At 31.2% G+C, this 17,849-nt stretch carries 10 protein-coding genes and 2 pseudogenes; 3 read left to right on the top strand and 9 right to left on the bottom strand.

Annotated features, from left to right (window positions below; genetic code table 4):
• Window positions 1–29: 29 nt before the first annotated feature.
• From uvrA to HLA87_RS02960, 4 genes are all read right to left on the bottom strand, one after another.
• Window positions 30–2,855 carry an excinuclease ABC subunit UvrA gene (gene uvrA, locus HLA87_RS02975; RefSeq protein WP_171111780.1) on the bottom strand — a complete coding sequence of 942 codons (2,826 nt, stop codon included), beginning with the start codon at window positions 2,853–2,855 and terminating at the stop codon, window positions 30–32.
• A gap of 11 nt (window positions 2,856–2,866) precedes the next feature.
• The gene (gene uvrB, locus HLA87_RS02970; protein WP_171111778.1) at window positions 2,867–4,852 is read right to left on the bottom strand and encodes an excinuclease ABC subunit UvrB; all 1,986 of its coding nucleotides are present in this window, start codon (window positions 4,850–4,852) and stop codon (window positions 2,867–2,869) included.
• A 181-nt stretch (window positions 4,853–5,033) separates the two neighbouring features.
• Entirely contained in the window at window positions 5,034–5,261 is a 228-nt protein-coding gene (locus HLA87_RS02965; protein WP_171111776.1) for a DUF2188 domain-containing protein, read from the bottom strand.
• A gap of 87 nt (window positions 5,262–5,348) precedes the next feature.
• Window positions 5,349–6,587: a YitT family protein gene (locus HLA87_RS02960; RefSeq protein WP_171111774.1), complete on the bottom strand. Its 1,239-nt coding sequence runs from the start codon at window positions 6,585–6,587 to the stop codon at window positions 5,349–5,351.
• Window positions 6,588–7,122: 535 nt separating this feature from the next.
• Here HLA87_RS02960 and trpB point away from each other — a divergent pair.
• The 3 genes and pseudogenes from trpB to HLA87_RS03610 all read left to right on the top strand — a co-directional run bounded on the left by trpB (window position 7,123) and on the right by HLA87_RS03610 (window position 9,945).
• A complete protein-coding gene (trpB, locus tag HLA87_RS02955) occupies window positions 7,123–8,373 on the top strand; it encodes a tryptophan synthase subunit beta (RefSeq protein ID WP_171111772.1) in 1,251 nt (416 codons plus the stop codon).
• 108 nt (window positions 8,374–8,481) lie between these two features.
• Window positions 8,482–8,945, top strand: a pseudogene (locus HLA87_RS03685) (Bsp6I family type II restriction endonuclease).
• 50 nt (window positions 8,946–8,995) lie between these two features.
• Window positions 8,996–9,945, top strand: a pseudogene (locus HLA87_RS03610) (DNA cytosine methyltransferase).
• 37 nt (window positions 9,946–9,982) lie between these two features.
• Here HLA87_RS03610 and HLA87_RS02940 read toward each other — a convergent pair.
• The 5 genes from HLA87_RS02940 to HLA87_RS02920 are packed head-to-tail and all read right to left on the bottom strand — an operon-like array spanning window position 9,983 to window position 17,843.
• Entirely contained in the window at window positions 9,983–11,329 is a 1,347-nt protein-coding gene (locus HLA87_RS02940; RefSeq protein ID WP_171111770.1) for an ABC transporter ATP-binding protein, read from the bottom strand.
• A gap of 3 nt (window positions 11,330–11,332) precedes the next feature.
• Window positions 11,333–12,865 (bottom strand): ABC transporter ATP-binding protein, encoded by a 1,533-nt coding sequence (locus tag HLA87_RS02935; RefSeq protein ID WP_171111768.1) that lies wholly within the window; start codon window positions 12,863–12,865, stop codon window positions 11,333–11,335.
• Between the two features lie 9 nt (window positions 12,866–12,874).
• Complete coding sequence (locus HLA87_RS02930; protein WP_171111766.1) at window positions 12,875–13,858, bottom strand: ABC transporter permease; 984 nt, start codon at window positions 13,856–13,858, stop codon at window positions 12,875–12,877.
• 5 nt (window positions 13,859–13,863) lie between these two features.
• The gene (locus HLA87_RS02925; RefSeq protein WP_171111763.1) at window positions 13,864–14,937 is read right to left on the bottom strand and encodes an ABC transporter permease; all 1,074 of its coding nucleotides are present in this window, start codon (window positions 14,935–14,937) and stop codon (window positions 13,864–13,866) included.
• Window positions 14,938–14,948: 11 nt separating this feature from the next.
• Window positions 14,949–17,843: an ABC transporter substrate-binding protein gene (locus HLA87_RS02920; RefSeq protein WP_171111761.1), complete on the bottom strand. Its 2,895-nt coding sequence runs from the start codon at window positions 17,841–17,843 to the stop codon at window positions 14,949–14,951.
• Window positions 17,844–17,849: the final 6 nt, after the last annotated feature.

The following is a 17,849-nucleotide window of genomic DNA, read 5'->3' as shown; positions in this document are numbered from 1 at the left end:
TATAAATGCAATAAAAAAACGGAAATCCGTTATTTTAAGTATTTTTTTAAGTATTGACCGGTAAAACTTAGTTCACATTGAGCTACTTGCTCAGGAGTACCCGAAGCAACTATTCTACCTCCATTGACTCCGCCCTCCGGCCCTAAATCAATGATATAATCAGCACATTTAATTACATCTAAATTATGTTCAATAACAATGATTGTATCGCCTCCGTCAACAATTTTGTTTAATACGTCTAATAATTTTTTAACATCGTGTGTGTGCAAACCAGTTGTTGGTTCATCGAGTACGTAAACAGTCTTTCCGGTTGGTTTTTTCTGTAAATAAGTTGCTAATTTGACTCTTTGTGCTTCACCGCCGCTTAATGTTGTTGATGGCTGACCCAATTTAATGTATCCAAGACCAATTGATTGAATTACTGCTAATTTTTCTTTAATTTTTGAGCGATTTGCAAAGAAATCATGAGCTTCATCAACACTCATATTCAATACATCTGATATGTTTTTTCCACGATATTTTATTTCAAGAGTTTCGAGTGTATAACGTTTACCATCACAGTCATCACAAGCAATATAAACATCAGGAAGAAAATGCATTTCAATTTTTATTACACCATCTCCACTACATTTTTCACAACGTCCACCTGGGACATTAAAACTAAAATTAGATTTTGTATAACCTCTTGATTTAGCTTCAGTAGTTGAAGCAAAAAGATCTCTAATATCATCGAAAACCGAAATGTGTGTTGCAGGGGTTGAACGAGGTGTTCGTCCAATTGGACTTTGAGAAATTGGAACAACTTTATCAATAGCTTGAATATTATTAATTGACTTGAATTTACCCAATTTATCAGTACTTTTATTGACAACTCTTTGTATTCCTTTTACGAAAATCTCATTTACTAATGTGCTTTTGCCCGATCCGCTCATTCCTGTGACGGCTATAAATTTGCCAAGAGGAAATTTAACATCAATATCTTTAAGGTTATTTTCCTTAGCGCCATAAATTGTTACAACCTGACCATTTCCAGAACGACGAGATTTTGGTACATCAATAGACAATTTACCGCTTAAATACTGCCCCGTCAGTGATTCTGGACAATTTTTAATATCTTCTAAACTTCCTTGCGCAACGATATTTCCACCTTGTGCTCCCGCCAACGGTCCAATATCCACCAAATGTTCTGCAGCTCTAATGGTGTCTTCATCATGTTCTACAACAATTAAAGTATTACCAATTTCGACCATGTTTTTCAATGTATTAATTAGTCTTTCGTTATCTTTTTGATGAAGTCCAATTGATGGTTCATCTAGTACATATAAAACACCAGTCAAATTAGAACCAACTTGCGTTGCTAATTTAATACGTTGACTTTCGCCACCAGATAGTGTTTCTGCGCTACGATTTAAACTTAAATAACTTAAACCTACATTTTGCAAAAATGTTAGTCTGTTTATTAGCTCTGTAATAATCAATGAAGAAATTTGAACTTCAGTGTCCTGTAATTCTATGTTTTCAATAGTAAATAAGGCTTCTTCGATTGATTGTCTAGCAAAGTCGTCAATGTTCATACCATTGATTTGTACAGCTAAAGCATATTTATTTAAACGTGAATAATTACAACTTGAACATGGATATGAACCCATATATTTTTTTAGTCAATCTCTCACTGCTTGAGATGCTGTTTCCATATATTTACGTTCCACAGTATTTAAAATACCTTCAATACGTTTAGTTCTTCTTATTTGGTTTCCAGAAGTGGAGGTTAATACATATTCTAATTCTTCATCTGCACCATATTTAATTATGTATAATTCTTCTTTAGATAAATCCTCAATTGGGATTGTTTTATCAATTTGATAATGAGCTAACAAAATATCAAATTCTTGTCATTCAAGATTTTGAGTATTAACTGTATTTTCATAAATCTTAATACCGCCTTCATTAATACTTCTTCAAGGTTCAGGAACCAGTGCTTCAAAACTAGCTCGCAAATCAACACCTAAACCTTTACACTGATCACAAGCTCCGGACGGCGAGTTAAAGGAGAATAATCTTGGTTCAATCTTTGGCATCTCAAAATCTTTATAAAAACAGGAGTGTAATTTAGAAAAAACCTTACTGTAACCATCTGTTGATTCAACTTTAACTAATCCTTTTCCATAATCAGCGGCAACAGATATTGCTTCAGCAATTCTGGCTCTATTTTCTTCGGTTAAAACAACTCTATCAACCACAATATCAATATAATGTTTTGAATTTTTATCCAAATCAATTTTTTCATCAAGGTCATAAATTTGACCATCAATTTTTAGGCGTACAAAACCCTCTTTTTTAAGTTTTTCAATTAAATTTACATGAGTTCCTTTTTCGTTTTCCACGACTGGTGCCAAAATGAATAATTTTGAATCAGGATCTAATGAATAAATTGAATCTAAGATATCTTTATTAGTTTGCGAAGTTATCTCAATTTTGTGTTTTGGACAAAACGGTTTACCAATTCTTGCGAATAATAATCTTAAATAATCATAAATTTCAGTAACAGTACCAACTGTTGAACGAGGGTTATTGTGGGTAGTTTTTTGCTCAATAGCAATAGATGGGCTTAGTCCATCTATTGCATCTACATCAGGTTTATTAGTCCCTCCAAGAAATTGTCTAGCATAATTACTTAAACTATCAACATATCTTCTTCGACCTTCTTCATAAATTGTATTAAATGCTAAAGAAGATTTACCCGAACCTGATAAACCAGTAAAGACAATTAGTTTATTTTTTGGAAGTACTAAATTAACGTTTTTTAAGTTGTTTTCTCTAGCGCCTTTAATCGTAATATTTTCTTTTGTTGACATAACCATCTCCTTTAATTACTATTTTCTAATTCGATAATAACATCTCTAATTTCAATAGCTTTTTCATAATCCAAATTTTTAGCTGCTTCGTTCATTTTTGCTCTTAATTCATTTATTAAATCAATTTTTGCTTGTTTTGAATTAGCCTTACGTTTATTATCACTCAAGAAGAAACTTATTTCTTCGTCCTTGGCATCATCTAAAAGTGAGTCGGGAATATCTTTGATTATAGTTTTAGGCGTAATGTTATGCAATCTATTGTATTCAATTTGTAATTGACGTTTTTCAAGATTATCGTCAATAGTTTCTTGCATGCTCCTAGAAATTTTATCAGCATAAAACAAAACACGCCCATTAGCATTACGAGCAGCACGACCCGCAATTTGAATTAGGGATTTTGTATCACGCAAAAAACCCTCTCTATCAGCATCCAAAACAACAATTAAGCTAACCTCCGGTAAATCAATTCCCTCACGCAGTAAATTAATACCAATTACTGTATCGTAGACACCTCTTCTCAATTTTAAAAGAATCCTATTTCTTTCAAAAGTATTGTGTTCTGAGTGAATAAAAGCAACTTTTTCGTTTTTTTCAAGATAATGTCTTGTTAATTCTTCCGCTAACCTTTTGGTTGTTGTTAATATTAAAGTCCGCTCATTTTTTGATTTTTGTTTTTGTAATTCGTCATAGATGTCCTCAACTTGATTTTGACTACTTCTAACTTCAATGATTGGGTCCAGCAGTCCAGTTGGACGAACGTATAAACGAGTAATAACACCATATGTTTTATTTAATTCATATTCCTCAGGTGTGGCCGAAATATAAATCGTTTGAAAATCGAAACTGTTTTCGAATTCATCAAATTTTAAAGGTCTGTTATCTAAAGCACTTGGCAATCTGAAACCATAATCAACAAGAGTTTGTTTACGACTTCTGTCACCTAAATACATTGCTCTTAATTGAGGAAGCATCATATGACTTTCATCAATTATTAATAATGGATTTTTATCAGCAAAATAATCAAGCAATGTATACGGTCGCTCGCCAGCCTCTCGTTTATCAAAATATCTAGAATAATTTTCAATGCCATTGCAAACACCAAATTGACTCAATGAATCCATATCTTTTCTTGTACGTTCGTCTATTCTTTGTGCTTCCAATAATTTTCCGTTTTTAGTGAAATATTCAATTCTTTCGTCAAGTTCTTTACCAATTTTTTCTACAACTTGTTTGGTTAATTCTGAACCTACAGTGTATGCATCTCCGGGGAAAATTCTGAACTTTTTATAAGTCTCAAATATTTGTTTTGTAACAGGGTGACAAGTTGAAATCTTTTCAATCTCATCGCCAAAAAAGTCAACTCTTATTAAAAATTCAAATGAGTGAGCCGGTCTAATAAAAACTATATCTCCTTTTGAACTAAAACTACCTAATGTTAATTCAACTTCATTTCGATTATAGTTTTTTTGCACTAATTCCTTTAAAAAGTCATTTCTTTTATATTTGTCCCCAACTTGGATAAAAAATATTTGTTCACGATATTCTGTTGGATTAAGAGCCCCATAAATAGCCGATACAGAAGCAACAACAATTGTATTATTATTGGTTAAAAGAGAATTATACGCAGACATTCTCATTGCCTCAATTTCTTTATTGGTTTGAGAATTTTTTTCTATATATGAATCCGATGAAGGAATATACGCTTCTGGTCGATAATAATCAAAATAAGAAACAAAATATTCTACATTGTTTTCAGGAAAAAAACCTTTCAACTCACTATATAACTGGCTGGCTAATGTCTTATTATGAGATAGCACTAATACAGGACGATCAAAATTTTTAATTACATTAGCAATAGTAAAGGTTTTCCCACTGCCTGTGACACCTTTTAAAACCTGAAATTTTTCACCATTTTTGATATTATCAACTAGTTCTTTTATTGCTGATGGTTGATCACCTGCCGGTTCGTATTTAGAGTGCAATTTATAATTAGACATAAAACCTCTTTCTTTTATTTAAATTTTATACGTAATTTAAAAATATTGTTATTTTTAATTATTAGCTTAATATTGATCTTACTATTTGAAGAACTCAATTTAACTTACGTATAATAAAAGTCAATAGAGCAGTTCTATTGACTTTTACATGTTTAAAACGAATGTTAATTAAAATTGATAATTATTTTTTCTTTTTATTGCTAATACTGTCTCTAACTTGACCAGTTTTTCTGTGAATAAGAACTGAACCATTACGTTTTTTAGTTAATTCGTTAGCATAAGCAACCGCTTCCTTTTGGGTATCAAATAATTTAGTTGGTCTTGTGTTACCTACACCTTTTACTTGTCATTTGCCGTTGTAAGGAGTAACGTGGTAGACACTTGCTAATGATTTTTCATTTTCTGCCATATTTCCTCTTTCTATCTTTTTCTTTAACAATTTAATTTTAATAAAAATGTATAAATATACTAATAAATAATGATAAATTACTGATTTTTAATTATTTACTAATGTATTTTGATTAATATTTAGTTCTATCTCACTTTTTTTATGCTTTTGTTTTGAACTAATTAGTTTTTTATGTTTGGTGCTTGCAGTGTAAACGTGGCCATCAACTTTTTTGACATCCAATACAGTCACAAAGGCATTTTCGTCAACATTTCTAATCATGTCCAATAATTGAGCAGCATCAATAAATAAACAAGTTGTTATCAAAATTTGTTGTTTTTGATTTGAATATCCACCACGAGCATCAACTATTGTTGTTGCGTATGTTTTGTCTTTACAATTAAGAATTGCTTGTTGTATTTCATTTACTTTTGAAGAAATAACTTCAACCCTTACTAATTGGAATTTAGGGAAGAATATGTTCAAAGTGATAGCATTCACCAAAATCATCAATACGCCAGCTATAAATGTAGGACTAAAGAAATTTTGCATTGCTCATGGACCTACATTGAAATTTTGATATTCGTGTCCCGTTATTGCGTGGCCTGCCGGAATATATGTACCAAACAAATTGGCAATAATTAAACATACAAGATGAATCAATAAAAATACTGAACCCATATCACGGAATTTTTTCTTAGACATATAGATAGCTACTATATCAAAACCTGCTGATGATGATCCGGTAATTAATAGTGCAGCATTAAAAATAGCTTGCAAAATCCCAAACAACATAGCATAAAAGAATATTGAAAATTCTTTCAAATTTGCAGTATCTCAAATAATAATTTCAACATTTTTTAAAACATCTGCTCCGTCTATTGCTGGTAACGAAGTATTAGGATCAGAGAAAATAAATCAATGCTCAGCGCCCGGAATAGATGCACATGCGAAACCGCTAACTGTAGAACTAGCTAAATAAGCAAAATTTAATAATGCAAATTTTTTATCTATTTTTTTGTACGCAAAAATAAATAAAGGGACATTTCCTAGAAAATTCACTAACCAAAAGAGGATATTAAATAATGTTTTGTCATCGTTAAATATTCTCGTGAAACGACCCAAAGCTTGAGCTAGCGCGCCCAAACCCATTTGGTATAAACCAGTAATTTGAATCATTGTGAATTCAATTACACCGAATATTAAACCAATAACGATTGACAAAGCGATTTGTCAACCTAACTTATTAATTCTATATAGTGTTGAAAAATGCAGAAATGATTGCTTAATTCTATTTCTTTTAATTTCTGTAACTCTTGTTACTTCAAGTTCGTTTGTTTTTTTCATAATCAGTTCTAATTATAATATACAAATATTTTTGTGTAGCTAGTTATTTAATTTTCACCTATAAATAACTAGTCTATTTTTGCCAATTTACACATTTAACAATAAAATACGTAAATTAAATTTTCTTACACTTAGAAACAATAAGAAATAATGCTTAGATATTTATAGTTTCTTAAAATTATCTTCTATTCTATGCTAGTTGACAAACAAAAACATAAATACATAAAAAATATTTTTCTTTTCTTTAAAAATATTGTTTACTAATAACGAATAAAATGAGCGGTTATTTAATCATATAAATAGCGTATAGCTCTAAGCCAGCACAAGAAGGGTGCTTAAAAAAACTAATGGAAATATTAGTTTTTTTAATTGAATAATAATACTTTACATTGAAAAATTTTAATTATCGGGAATCGTCATGAATATTAATTCTTACAAATAAAATAGAATGTGATAGTTTTTTTCATTTAAATAGATTTAAAAAAAGCAAAAAGCTAAAATCATATAAAATTATAATTACAGTATAGGAGTAATAATGAATGATAAATTAAAAAAGTATTTAGATAATACACCAAATGATGAGGGCTATTTTGGTGAATTTGGCGGTTCATATTTACCTGATGATTTAAAAGAAATATTTAAAAATATCGCCACACAATATAAAATTGTTTCAGAATCAGATGAATTTAAAAACGAGTTAAAAAATTTAAGAAAAAATTTTCAAGGACGTCCAACACCAATATATTTTTGTAAGAATTTAAGTGCTAAATTTGGCAAGGCAAGAATTCATATTAAAAGAGAAGATTTAAATGAAGGTGGTAGTCACAAAACCAACCATTGTTTAGCTGAAGGTTTATTCGCTAAAATGATTGGCAAAAAGAAACTTATTGCTGAAACAGGTGCTGGAAGTCACGGTTCTGCCGTAGCACTTGCTGCTGCTCATTTTGGTTTAGAGTGTGAAATTCATATGGGGGCTGTGGATATTGCCAAGCAACAGCCGAATGTTGAGAAAATGAAAATTTTAGGTGCAAAGGTCGTTCCGGCAACACACGGAAATCAAACACTAAAAGAAGCAGTTGATTCAGCGTTTGAGGCATACCGTAAACAAAGTGAAACGGCCTTGTATGCTATCGGTAGTGTAGTTGGTCCGCATCCATTCCCTTTGATGGTTCGTAACTTTCAAAAAATAATTGGTGAGGAAATGCATGAACAGTTCAATACTCAATACAATAAAAATCCTGATTATGTTGTGGCATGCGTTGGAGGAGGTTCAAACGCGATTGGATCTTTTTCTGCATTCCTATTCAGCGACACGAAATTAATCGGAGTTGAACCATTAGGCAAAGGGGAAAAGAAAGGTGATCACGCCTCTACTTTATCATTTGGCAAACCAGGTATTTTACACGGTTTTAAATCAATATTACTTGCAGACGAAAATGGTGAACCAGATGATGTTTATTCAATAGCTTCTGGTCTTGATTATCCTGGCGTCGGTCCAGAACATGCCTATCTAAAACAAAATAATTTGGCAACATATGTTGCAATTAATGATTTAGAAGCCCTTGAAGCATTCTTGTTACTGTCTTCAATCGAAGGAATTATTCCAGCGCTTGAATCATCTCATGCTCTTGCTCAAGCAATTAAGATTGCTAAAGAATTTAAAGACAAAGAGATTGATATACTAGTTAATTTATCTGGTCGTGGAGATAAAGATTTAGCATATGTTCTGGAAAATTATAAAAATGAGATTGAAGAATTCAGGAAAAATAATAATTGTAAATCTTAATTTTAATTATCAACATTTGCAACAATTTCTAATGTTATAATTAATTAAAAAGGAATATCAAATTAATTATGAACATAAAAAAACAAGGAAAATGAAGACATATTTAAAATGTATTTTGCTTGAAAGAAGTTAAATACACTTATAAAAAAAATTTATACACGCGGAGTTAATTTGCACGAAGCAATTACAGAAAATTTAGCTTGCATTATTAATGATTACAAACTTCAAGCTTCCGAAGGAGGAAGCGAAGATGCAATCTCAAAAGATGGAAAAAAATTCAGATTAAGGGAACAAGCAATTTCAATACCGATTTAACCTCATTTGGTCCACGTAGTGAATTTGATATACTAGAATTTTTAAGATTAGACATTGACGAGGATAAATTTTATTGTTATCGAATTGATATTGATGACCTCAAAAAAATAATGGTTAATGAAAAAGAATCATTTCACGCTAAACATTCAACTGGTCAAAGACCTAGATTTTCGATAATCAAAAAAATAATTATACCTAAAGATTGCAAGGAATATGCAATCATAGATTTAAATACCGGCGAGGTAATTAAATCATAATTTATTTTATTTATTAATATTTGGCAGCGCGCCGCAAAAAAAGGAGAAAAATGAAAAAAATAAGGGCTGCAAGTTTTTTTGCAGGTGTCGGAGGGATCGACCTAGGTTTTAATAAATATTGCGAAATTGTTTATGCGAATGAGTTTGACAAAAATGCTGGAATAACATATAAAGAAAATTTTCAGACTGAAGTTGATATAAGAGATATAAGGACTGTCAATAATAAGGAAATCCCAGACTTTGATGTAATGCTTGCTGGATTCCCTTGTCAAGCTTTCAGTATCGCGGGTTATAGACATGGATTCAATGATTTAAAAGGGAGAGGAAATTTATTTTTTGAACTTGAACGAATATTTAAGGAAAAAAACCAAAGATTATATTTTTAGAAAACGTAAAAAATTTAATATCTCATGATAACGGTAATACATTCAGAGTAATAATAAACTCCCTTAAAAAAGAAAAATACTTTGTTAAGTATAAAATATTAAATAGTATGGAATATGGAAATATTCCTCAAAATAGAGAAAGAATATATATAGTTGCTTTCAAAGATAAGTCTGATTATGAAAAATTTGAATTTCCGATGCCAAAAAAATTAAATAAACAAATCAGCGATATTGTTGATAACTTAAAAATAGTCGATAATAAGTATTATTATAATGATACAAATTTTAAAAATTTTAATCAACTAAAGGACTCCATAAATAAAGAAAACACTTTATATCAGTGGCGAAGAAAATACGTTAGAGAAAATAAATCAAATGTTTGTCCGACTCTAACGGCAAATATGGGGACGGGCGGCCACAACGTCCCTATAGTTTTGACTAAGTTTGGAATAAGAAAATTAACCCCGGAAGAATGTTTCAGATTTCAAGGATTTCCTGATTGATATAAATTACCCAACATCGCTAATTGTCATTTATATAAACAAGCGGGAAACTCCGTTTCAGTATCGGTAATTGAAAGAATAGCAAGTAATTTATTTAAACTAAAAAAATAAAAAAGATTAGAATGAACAGCTAATCTTTTTTTAATAATTATTTTTTCATTTTGCTATTGTAATTTTTAGCATTTTCAACAAAAGAACCAATTTCAACATCAGAAGCTAAGACATAATGTTTATCAGCGACTTTTTGTCATTTGGGTTGAGTTTCTTCTGTATAATCATGAATTGAAGGGTCGTATAATTTCCCGACCAATGAACCTTTTTCAGCTTCAATTGATGGAACAGCATCTAAAAGACTTTGAGTATAAGGGTGGTGAGGATTGTAAATAACAGACTTTGTTGGTCCAACCTCAAGTAGTGTACCTTTATTAATTACAGCGATTCTATCAGAAATATATTCAACCATACGTAAATCGTGAGCAATGAAAATTATAGTTAAGTTGTACTTTTCTTTAAGTTCTTTGAAAATGTTAATTACTTGTGCTTGAATCGAAACGTCAAGAGCAGAAATTGGTTCATCAGCAATAAGTATTTGCGGTTGTAAAACAACGGCTCTACAAATACCAACACGTTGTTGCTGCCCACCAGAAAATTCCAATGGGAATCTATTAAGGACCGTTTCATCTAGACCTACTTGATGTAAAATGTCAATTATCAGTTTTCTTTTACATTCCTTTTCAGTAAGGTTTTGTTCCTTGTCGCGCAGTTCTTTCCGTTCGCCCATAAATTCAATAAGTTTAGTAAAATCATCAGCATTAATGACTTCTTTTAAATATTTGAGTTCATTTAATGTTTCAACATGTAAGAAATCATAGAGTTGTTGTTCTGTATCTCAATGCTTTCTTATCTCTTCTCAAGGGTCATCAGAAAAAACTAATTTAGGATTTATTTCTTTTAACTTATTATTTAATTCAATATATGTCTCAATATCTATATTAGTTAAATAAAGGTATTTTGAACATTTTAAATTCGTTAATCCTTCACCAACAACGGTTTCAACATTCTTAAAGGGGTTTAAACTATTTGTAGGATCTTGAAAAATCATTTGCACTTTATTTACCATAAAGTCGATAATGTCTTTACCTTTTTTAGTTCATTTTATAATCTTTTCTTTGTTTTTAGGAATAACTCTATCCAAGATTTTAATTTGACCAAAGCTATGAGGGGTTAAACCAATTATTGCTCTACCAGCGGTTGTTTTTCCAGAACCAGATTCTCCAACTAAACCCAATACTTCACCTTGATAAATATTCAAGTTTAGATCTTTCAAAGCATAAAAGGTTTTTGCACCATAACCATAAGTGACATCCATATTTCGAATTTCCACAATTGGTTTTTTATCAACACAATTTAGCATTTCGTCAGTGCCGGGTCTAATTTGACGATAAACTTTTTTACCAAAACGTCCTGATTCAACATAAAATTTTTCTTGTTCCATGATTTATGCCTCCTCTTGTTCATTTTCTTGGTTGCGTTCGTCAATTAATAATTGTGTTTGTGTGTTCAATTCAGTAACTTTTTCTAAATCAATTTGATATTGTGTATTTTCGACAAATATACCATCAGGATATAGGTTATTTAATCTATCAAAATATCTTTTCCATAGATTTTGAATTACCTTAGGTGGTTCGTAGAATGGAGCTAATTCGTCTAGCAATGCCGACTTAACAAAGTGAGTTGGTGAAACATAATAGAAATCAGCTTCCTCATCTTTGTCTTTTATTAATGCGTAATCATTACGAACGGCAAAAGCATCACCTTTAATATTGTTTAGTGAACTAGGTACAGCGCCTTTTATAACATTAAGTCTTTCATCATTGTTGTAGTCAGGCATTGAAGAAATTAAACCTCAAGTATATGGGTGTTGTGGGTGCATTAGGACTTCTTCACGAGTTCCAGACTCGATAATTTGACCAGCATACATGATGTTAATAAATTCTGAAATCGACGCAACAACGCCTAAATCGTGGGTGATGAAGGCTACAGCTATTTTGAATTGTTCTTGCAATTCCCGAATAATATCCAATACCAAAGCTTGAACAGTTGGGTCTAAGGCAGTGGTCGGTTCATCCATTACAAGAATTTTCGGTTTTAGACTGACAATGGCAGCGATTGCAATACGCTGAATCATACCACCAGATAATTCATGAGGGTAAAGCTTCATTACTTGTTCAGGATTATTAATTTTTGCTAATTTCAAATATTTTATTGCTTCTTCGTTAGCTTGTTTTTTGTTTTTACAAATGCCATTAATTAGCATCCCTTCAATTATTTGATTGCCAACTTTCATAGTAGGGTCAAGAATCGACATTGGGTTTTGGAAAACAGCACTAACGATACGACCTCTTAATTTAGATTTTTCTCAATTGAAAAGATTAAAATTATGAACTTCTAGACCATATAATTTGACGCTGCCAGATTCTATAATTGAGTTATTACCAGTTAATCCGTAAAGTAATGAAGTAATAACAGATTTACCAGAACCAGATTCTCCAATAATTGAATGGATTTTTCCTTCATAAATTTTGAAGCTTGGACCTCTTAAGACGAGGTTTTTTTCTCTAGGATTAGCCGGGTTTTTAAAAGTTAAGTAAACATCTTCAATTTCTGCAGCAACCTTTAGATCTTCGCCTAAAACATGCTCAACTTTTGCATTTTCGATATAAGAATCAAAATCTATGTTAGATTCATTCTTTTTACCAAATTTGAATAAGTGTGTTAATCTATATCAAATATTTCCTCAAAAATCTTTTGTGTTTCTTCAAAATGATTTATTTTGTTCCTTTGTAACGGTTAAAAGATTTTTAGGATGTGGTTTAGCTAATTTTTTTATAACTTGTGGATATAACTTTGTATAAGGATCTTTATTTTCAATATTGCCAATTTTTAATGTTGTTTTAAAATTTTCCGAATAGTATTCAATTTTCTGCTTATAAGATAATTTTCTTCAATCTTGAGAATTGATTTTTTTCATATGATTCTCCTATCTTTGTCTCAACAATGAATCTTGAATACTTGCTGATATAAGTTGTATCGATGTTGTTAATAAAACAAGCATACATGAAGGCAACAATACATAACGTGGATATGCCGTAAACACTTTAGATCCTTCAGAAATCAAGTTACCTAATGTTGGTATATCAATACTCAATCCTATGAAAGCCAACGATGTTTCACTAAGAATAACACCTGGAATGTGAAATACAATTTCGGTAACTAATAGAGGAATTACTACCGGTAAATAATTCAATAATATTTTATAAGTAGGGGTACCTAGAATCCCAGATGCAGAAACTCATTCGAATGTTTTGGCTCTCAACACCTGTGAACGCATTTGGTTGGCTATACCAGTTCAGGATGTAAAAGTTAAAGCAAACACCATAACTCAGAATGTTGGACGTCAGACAATCGTGATTACAATTAATATGATTATTGATGGAACGTTTGAAATAACTTTGATAATATAAGTCATAATAGTGTCAAAAATTCTAAAGTGACCCATCATTATTCCTATCAATAATCCAACAAAAACTTGAATAATTGTAGTAACCAAGGCTAAAGCAAGCGAATATCTTAAACCTCACCATAACCTTGCAAATAAGTCTCTACCTAGGTAATCAGTACCAAAAATTACTGATGATTTTTCGAAAAAGTTTAAATATTTATTATCAATATCTAAAGTATCTGGATTTGTTGTTGCAAAAGGAATAAAGATTGCGCTGATAACCAGTACCAAAAACAATACTGCCCCAAATACTCCAGCAAAACTACGTGAATATCTGTAAAATAGTTCTTTTCATTTATTTTGTGGGTCTTTAATATGCGCCGATTCATGGTAATCTAATATATTACCCATCATTTCTCATTTTTTATAGTTTAGTGGTTGTAGGAAACGATTAGGAGCTAAATCCTTACCGTGTTCATTATTTGCTGCTGTATATTTTTTATTTATTTTTCAATCAAACATGATACCTACTTACTTCTTCTAACACGTGGATCAATAGCTTTATAAAGCGCATCACGACATGTATATGAAAGAATTGTTATTAATGAGAATAATGTAACCATAAACAAAATGATATTGTAATCTTTTGAGGTTATAGCGTGTAGTAGCAACCCACCACTACCAGTAATGAAGAATATTTGTTCAACAAACATACTTCCAATAAAACTACCGAATATAACAACTGGGAAAAACGTTGCAATCGGGAATAGAGAAGGTTTAAGGGCGTGTGTTCACACGAATCTTGATTTCGATAAACCTTTTAAGTAACAAAACTTAGCGTGTTGTGAGTTAAGTTCCCTATTCAACTCAGTTCTAATATATTTTATATATACAATTATAGAACTCAATGATAATGCGAGACCAGGCAAAATATAAGTTGCTAAGTCAGTTTCGACATATAGATAAGGTATATTTATAGCCCGACCAATCAATAATAGCCATAAAGCGAATACTAATGATGGAATTGATGAAAATATTGAAACAATAATTGTAGCAATATGATCTGGCAATTTATCAGGGTTCATCCCAACATAAACACCAACCGGAATTCCAATTAGCAATGTCAACATTACTGAGAAAATTCCAATCAAAAATGATTTATAAAATCTAATTCAAACAAAATCATTAATATCTTGTCCAGGGAATACTGAATATGAGATACCAAAATTACCGTGTGTTAAGTTTTTTAAATAGATAAAGTATCTTTCAACTAATGGTTTGTCAAGCCCATAAGTCGCTTCAATTGCTTTTGCCGATGATTCATCTAATCCGGCTGTTAAGGTTGTTGAACCAGGTATTGAGTTAATTAAGAAAAATGTAATTGTTACAACAATTCAAGCAATAGTTAGAAATTCGATCGCCATTATAAAGAATCTAATAATAGACTTTGCCAAAGGAGACTGAATATTTACAATGCTAGCAAACTTTGAAATTTTAGGTTTTAGCTTACCTGTAAAGTCAACGTAAGAAGCTTTTTCTGTGATTTTATTGCCGGACTGCTCAATGAATGATCTGTCCACAAAATTATTTTTTTGTTCCATATTTTCTCCTCCTATTTAATTAATGTTGGCAAGTCAGGTGATGGACGATTTGCCACATCATATGCATATTGCAATGAATAAGCAAATAAACTTTCAGTACCATTTACTCTTGAAACTTCTCAATATGTATCAACTTCCATTAACGGAATTACTGGTGCGGCTTCTCTAACTATTTTTTCGAATCCAGCAATAACTGCAAACCCATTAACCTCAGTTCAACCTTCATTTCTTTCTTCGTCTGTGTATTGTGCGGAGAAGAATTTCATATGACGCTTAGTATAATCATTTAAGTTTTCTCCGTTGTACATAACAGATAAATCAACTATTTTATCTCAAACATTTGGGCTCTTAGGTTGCACACCCAAGATTCTCAATCTTTGTTTTAAGTTTTCAATCTCTTTAGCTTTCTGAAGATCAAGTATTACTAATTTATTATTTTTATCTCTTGAATATCCCATTTTCGTGAAATAATCATGATATGTTCAACCGCCGGCAGGATTATTTCTGAATCCTGTTGTTTTTTGTTGTTTTGAATTGATTTCATCAGGTTTTAGAAAAACTCTGATGTAAGAATAAATATCGCTACCGAAGGCATCAAAGTTACGATATATTAAATCATATTTACCAGTTGTACGTCAGTCCTCATAAACATTCTCAGGTAAGTTTTTAATATCAATGTTGATATAATTGCCGAAAGCTTTGGCCATAAAATCTTTTAGAGCCAATCCGGCATTTTTTTGTTCATCAGTTGAATTCGAAATGAATTTCAATGTAATTTGTTTTTCGTTAGGATGAGATTTTTTGAATTCTTCTAGAAATGCACGAGCAACCTCTAGGTGGTATGCTTTATCGGTTCTGTTTACAGTTTCAAATCTCATTGATTTAGAAATATGATCGATATGTGCGTAGTTTTGAACCGGAATTGGAATTCCTCATTTTTTATCCTGGGCTTCCTGTTTAGCTTTTTGATAAATAAATTGGTTAAGGTAATTAGTTTTATCGCTTGAATCTTCAGGATAACTACCATATTTTGTGTACATATAGTCGTGGTCAAAACCAGATTCAACAGCATCACCATAGCTAGACGAAGCTTGACCAAAGGCTGTTCAAGTTATAACTGGGAATGAAGATGATCAACCTACGATATTTAACATATCATTTCTATCAATGGCATAATAAATTGCATTTCTTAAATTGATATCATTAACAACAGAATTTGAGTTAGTTTCTTTATCTAAGTTGAAAGCCAGAGCAATCGTACCGAAACCATTTGATTTCTTCATATATTTTCTAGTTTTTAAATCAGCCCAATATTTCCATTGAAGTACTGGTGGAATTTTAGAAGCTGATATATAACCATCTTCATACATTGCTGAGTTAATATTTGGGTCGTTAGAAAAGTAAATTTTGATTTTGTTGCTAATTGTTTTACTTGATGAATAATATTGTTTATTTTTTTCTAGCGAAATAAAACCTTGGGGTCCCAAAACTAAATCTTTGATATTGAATGGACCGTTAGTTAAGAAATGAGATTGTTTCAAACCAAACTCTCTAATTCCGCCAATTGATTCAACAAAACGACGATTAATTGGAATGATAATATTTGAAATATCATGATATGCATTATTGATATCAGTAGGTTGATACTCGTCGTAGGCTATTCTTAAAGTGAATTCATCTAAAGCTAGTACTCTATTGGTAAAATAATGTTTAGGTTTAAGTTTTTTGATAAATTCATTATCTAAAGTTGTTTGCCCGTTAGGCAACAAGTTTCTATACAACTTATTGACTTTTTCAGTATATAACTCTGTATTTTCATCAGAAAATTCAATATCACCAAGTTTATGTTTAAGAGCACGTGATTGTTCCAATAAATCCTTAAATTCCTTAGACGGCGTTTGTTTAGGATCGAAATATAGGTATTTCTTAACTTTGGTTGGAATTCTTTGAGGTATTGACTCTAATTCTTTATCTGAGTGAAGATTCACTGAATACTCTGGGTTGGGTAACATTAAAACTGTTTCATCTTTTTCAAAGTTGAAGTCAGGTGAATAAGGAATTGCTCCCAGTACAGTTTTATTGTCAATATTTCAATACATTCTGCCTGAATAAAACCCAAGATTTAAGGCAGCTTTTTTGATATTTTCTACTTCTTTTTCATCACCTTCAACTTGACTTGATCAAGGTTGATAACTTGGGTCGAAAACATCATATACTCACTCACCATTAACTTTTATTAATGGCGGGTATGCAAACGGATTTTTGTAAGCAACGGCATGTTTTTGAATGTATTCTTGTTGTGCCTGCATAATTTCACTTGATGATTGAAATTTTCTTTGTAACATAGTTGTTACTTTTTGAGAACCTGTTTCGAGGTCAAAAATATAGTGCATAGCATCAATATAATCATCAGCCCTAACTAAATCCCCGTTGCTTCATTTACTCTGTCCATCGTTTAATAAAACATTTAAAGATAAGAATTTGTTTGACGGTGTTTGCACGCCGTGTACTGCCAAATACTCAGATTGGTCTGTTGTGATGGTGCCCGGCGCTGAACCGAATCCATCTAAGGCATAAAATCTACCTGAGTTTTCTGGATTCGGGTTGTCTAGTAAGTATTTATCAAATGAACCATCCTCACTAGTTTGATAAATACCCATGTTAATTTTAGGAATATTTGCAAGTCTTTTAATTGACTCATTTGGACCAGATTTCAAAGGTGATTCAACTAACGATGGTAAAACTCTATTAACAGATGGATATTTAATGTAATTAAGTGAATTAATTGGGTCAGTTGCTAAACCTAAGTCATAGTCTTTTTTATTAGCACATGATAAAACACTCAAAGGTGCAATCATGGCAGTAATAGATAAACTTGATTTTATTAATAAATTATTTTTCTTCATGTTGCT

It is taken from the genome of Mycoplasma miroungigenitalium (assembly GCF_013008635.1).
Classification (GTDB): domain Bacteria; phylum Bacillota_I; class Bacilli_A; order Mycoplasmatales; family Metamycoplasmataceae; genus Mycoplasmopsis; species Mycoplasmopsis miroungigenitalium.
This window is presented reverse-complemented; position numbering and strand designations above follow the sequence as displayed.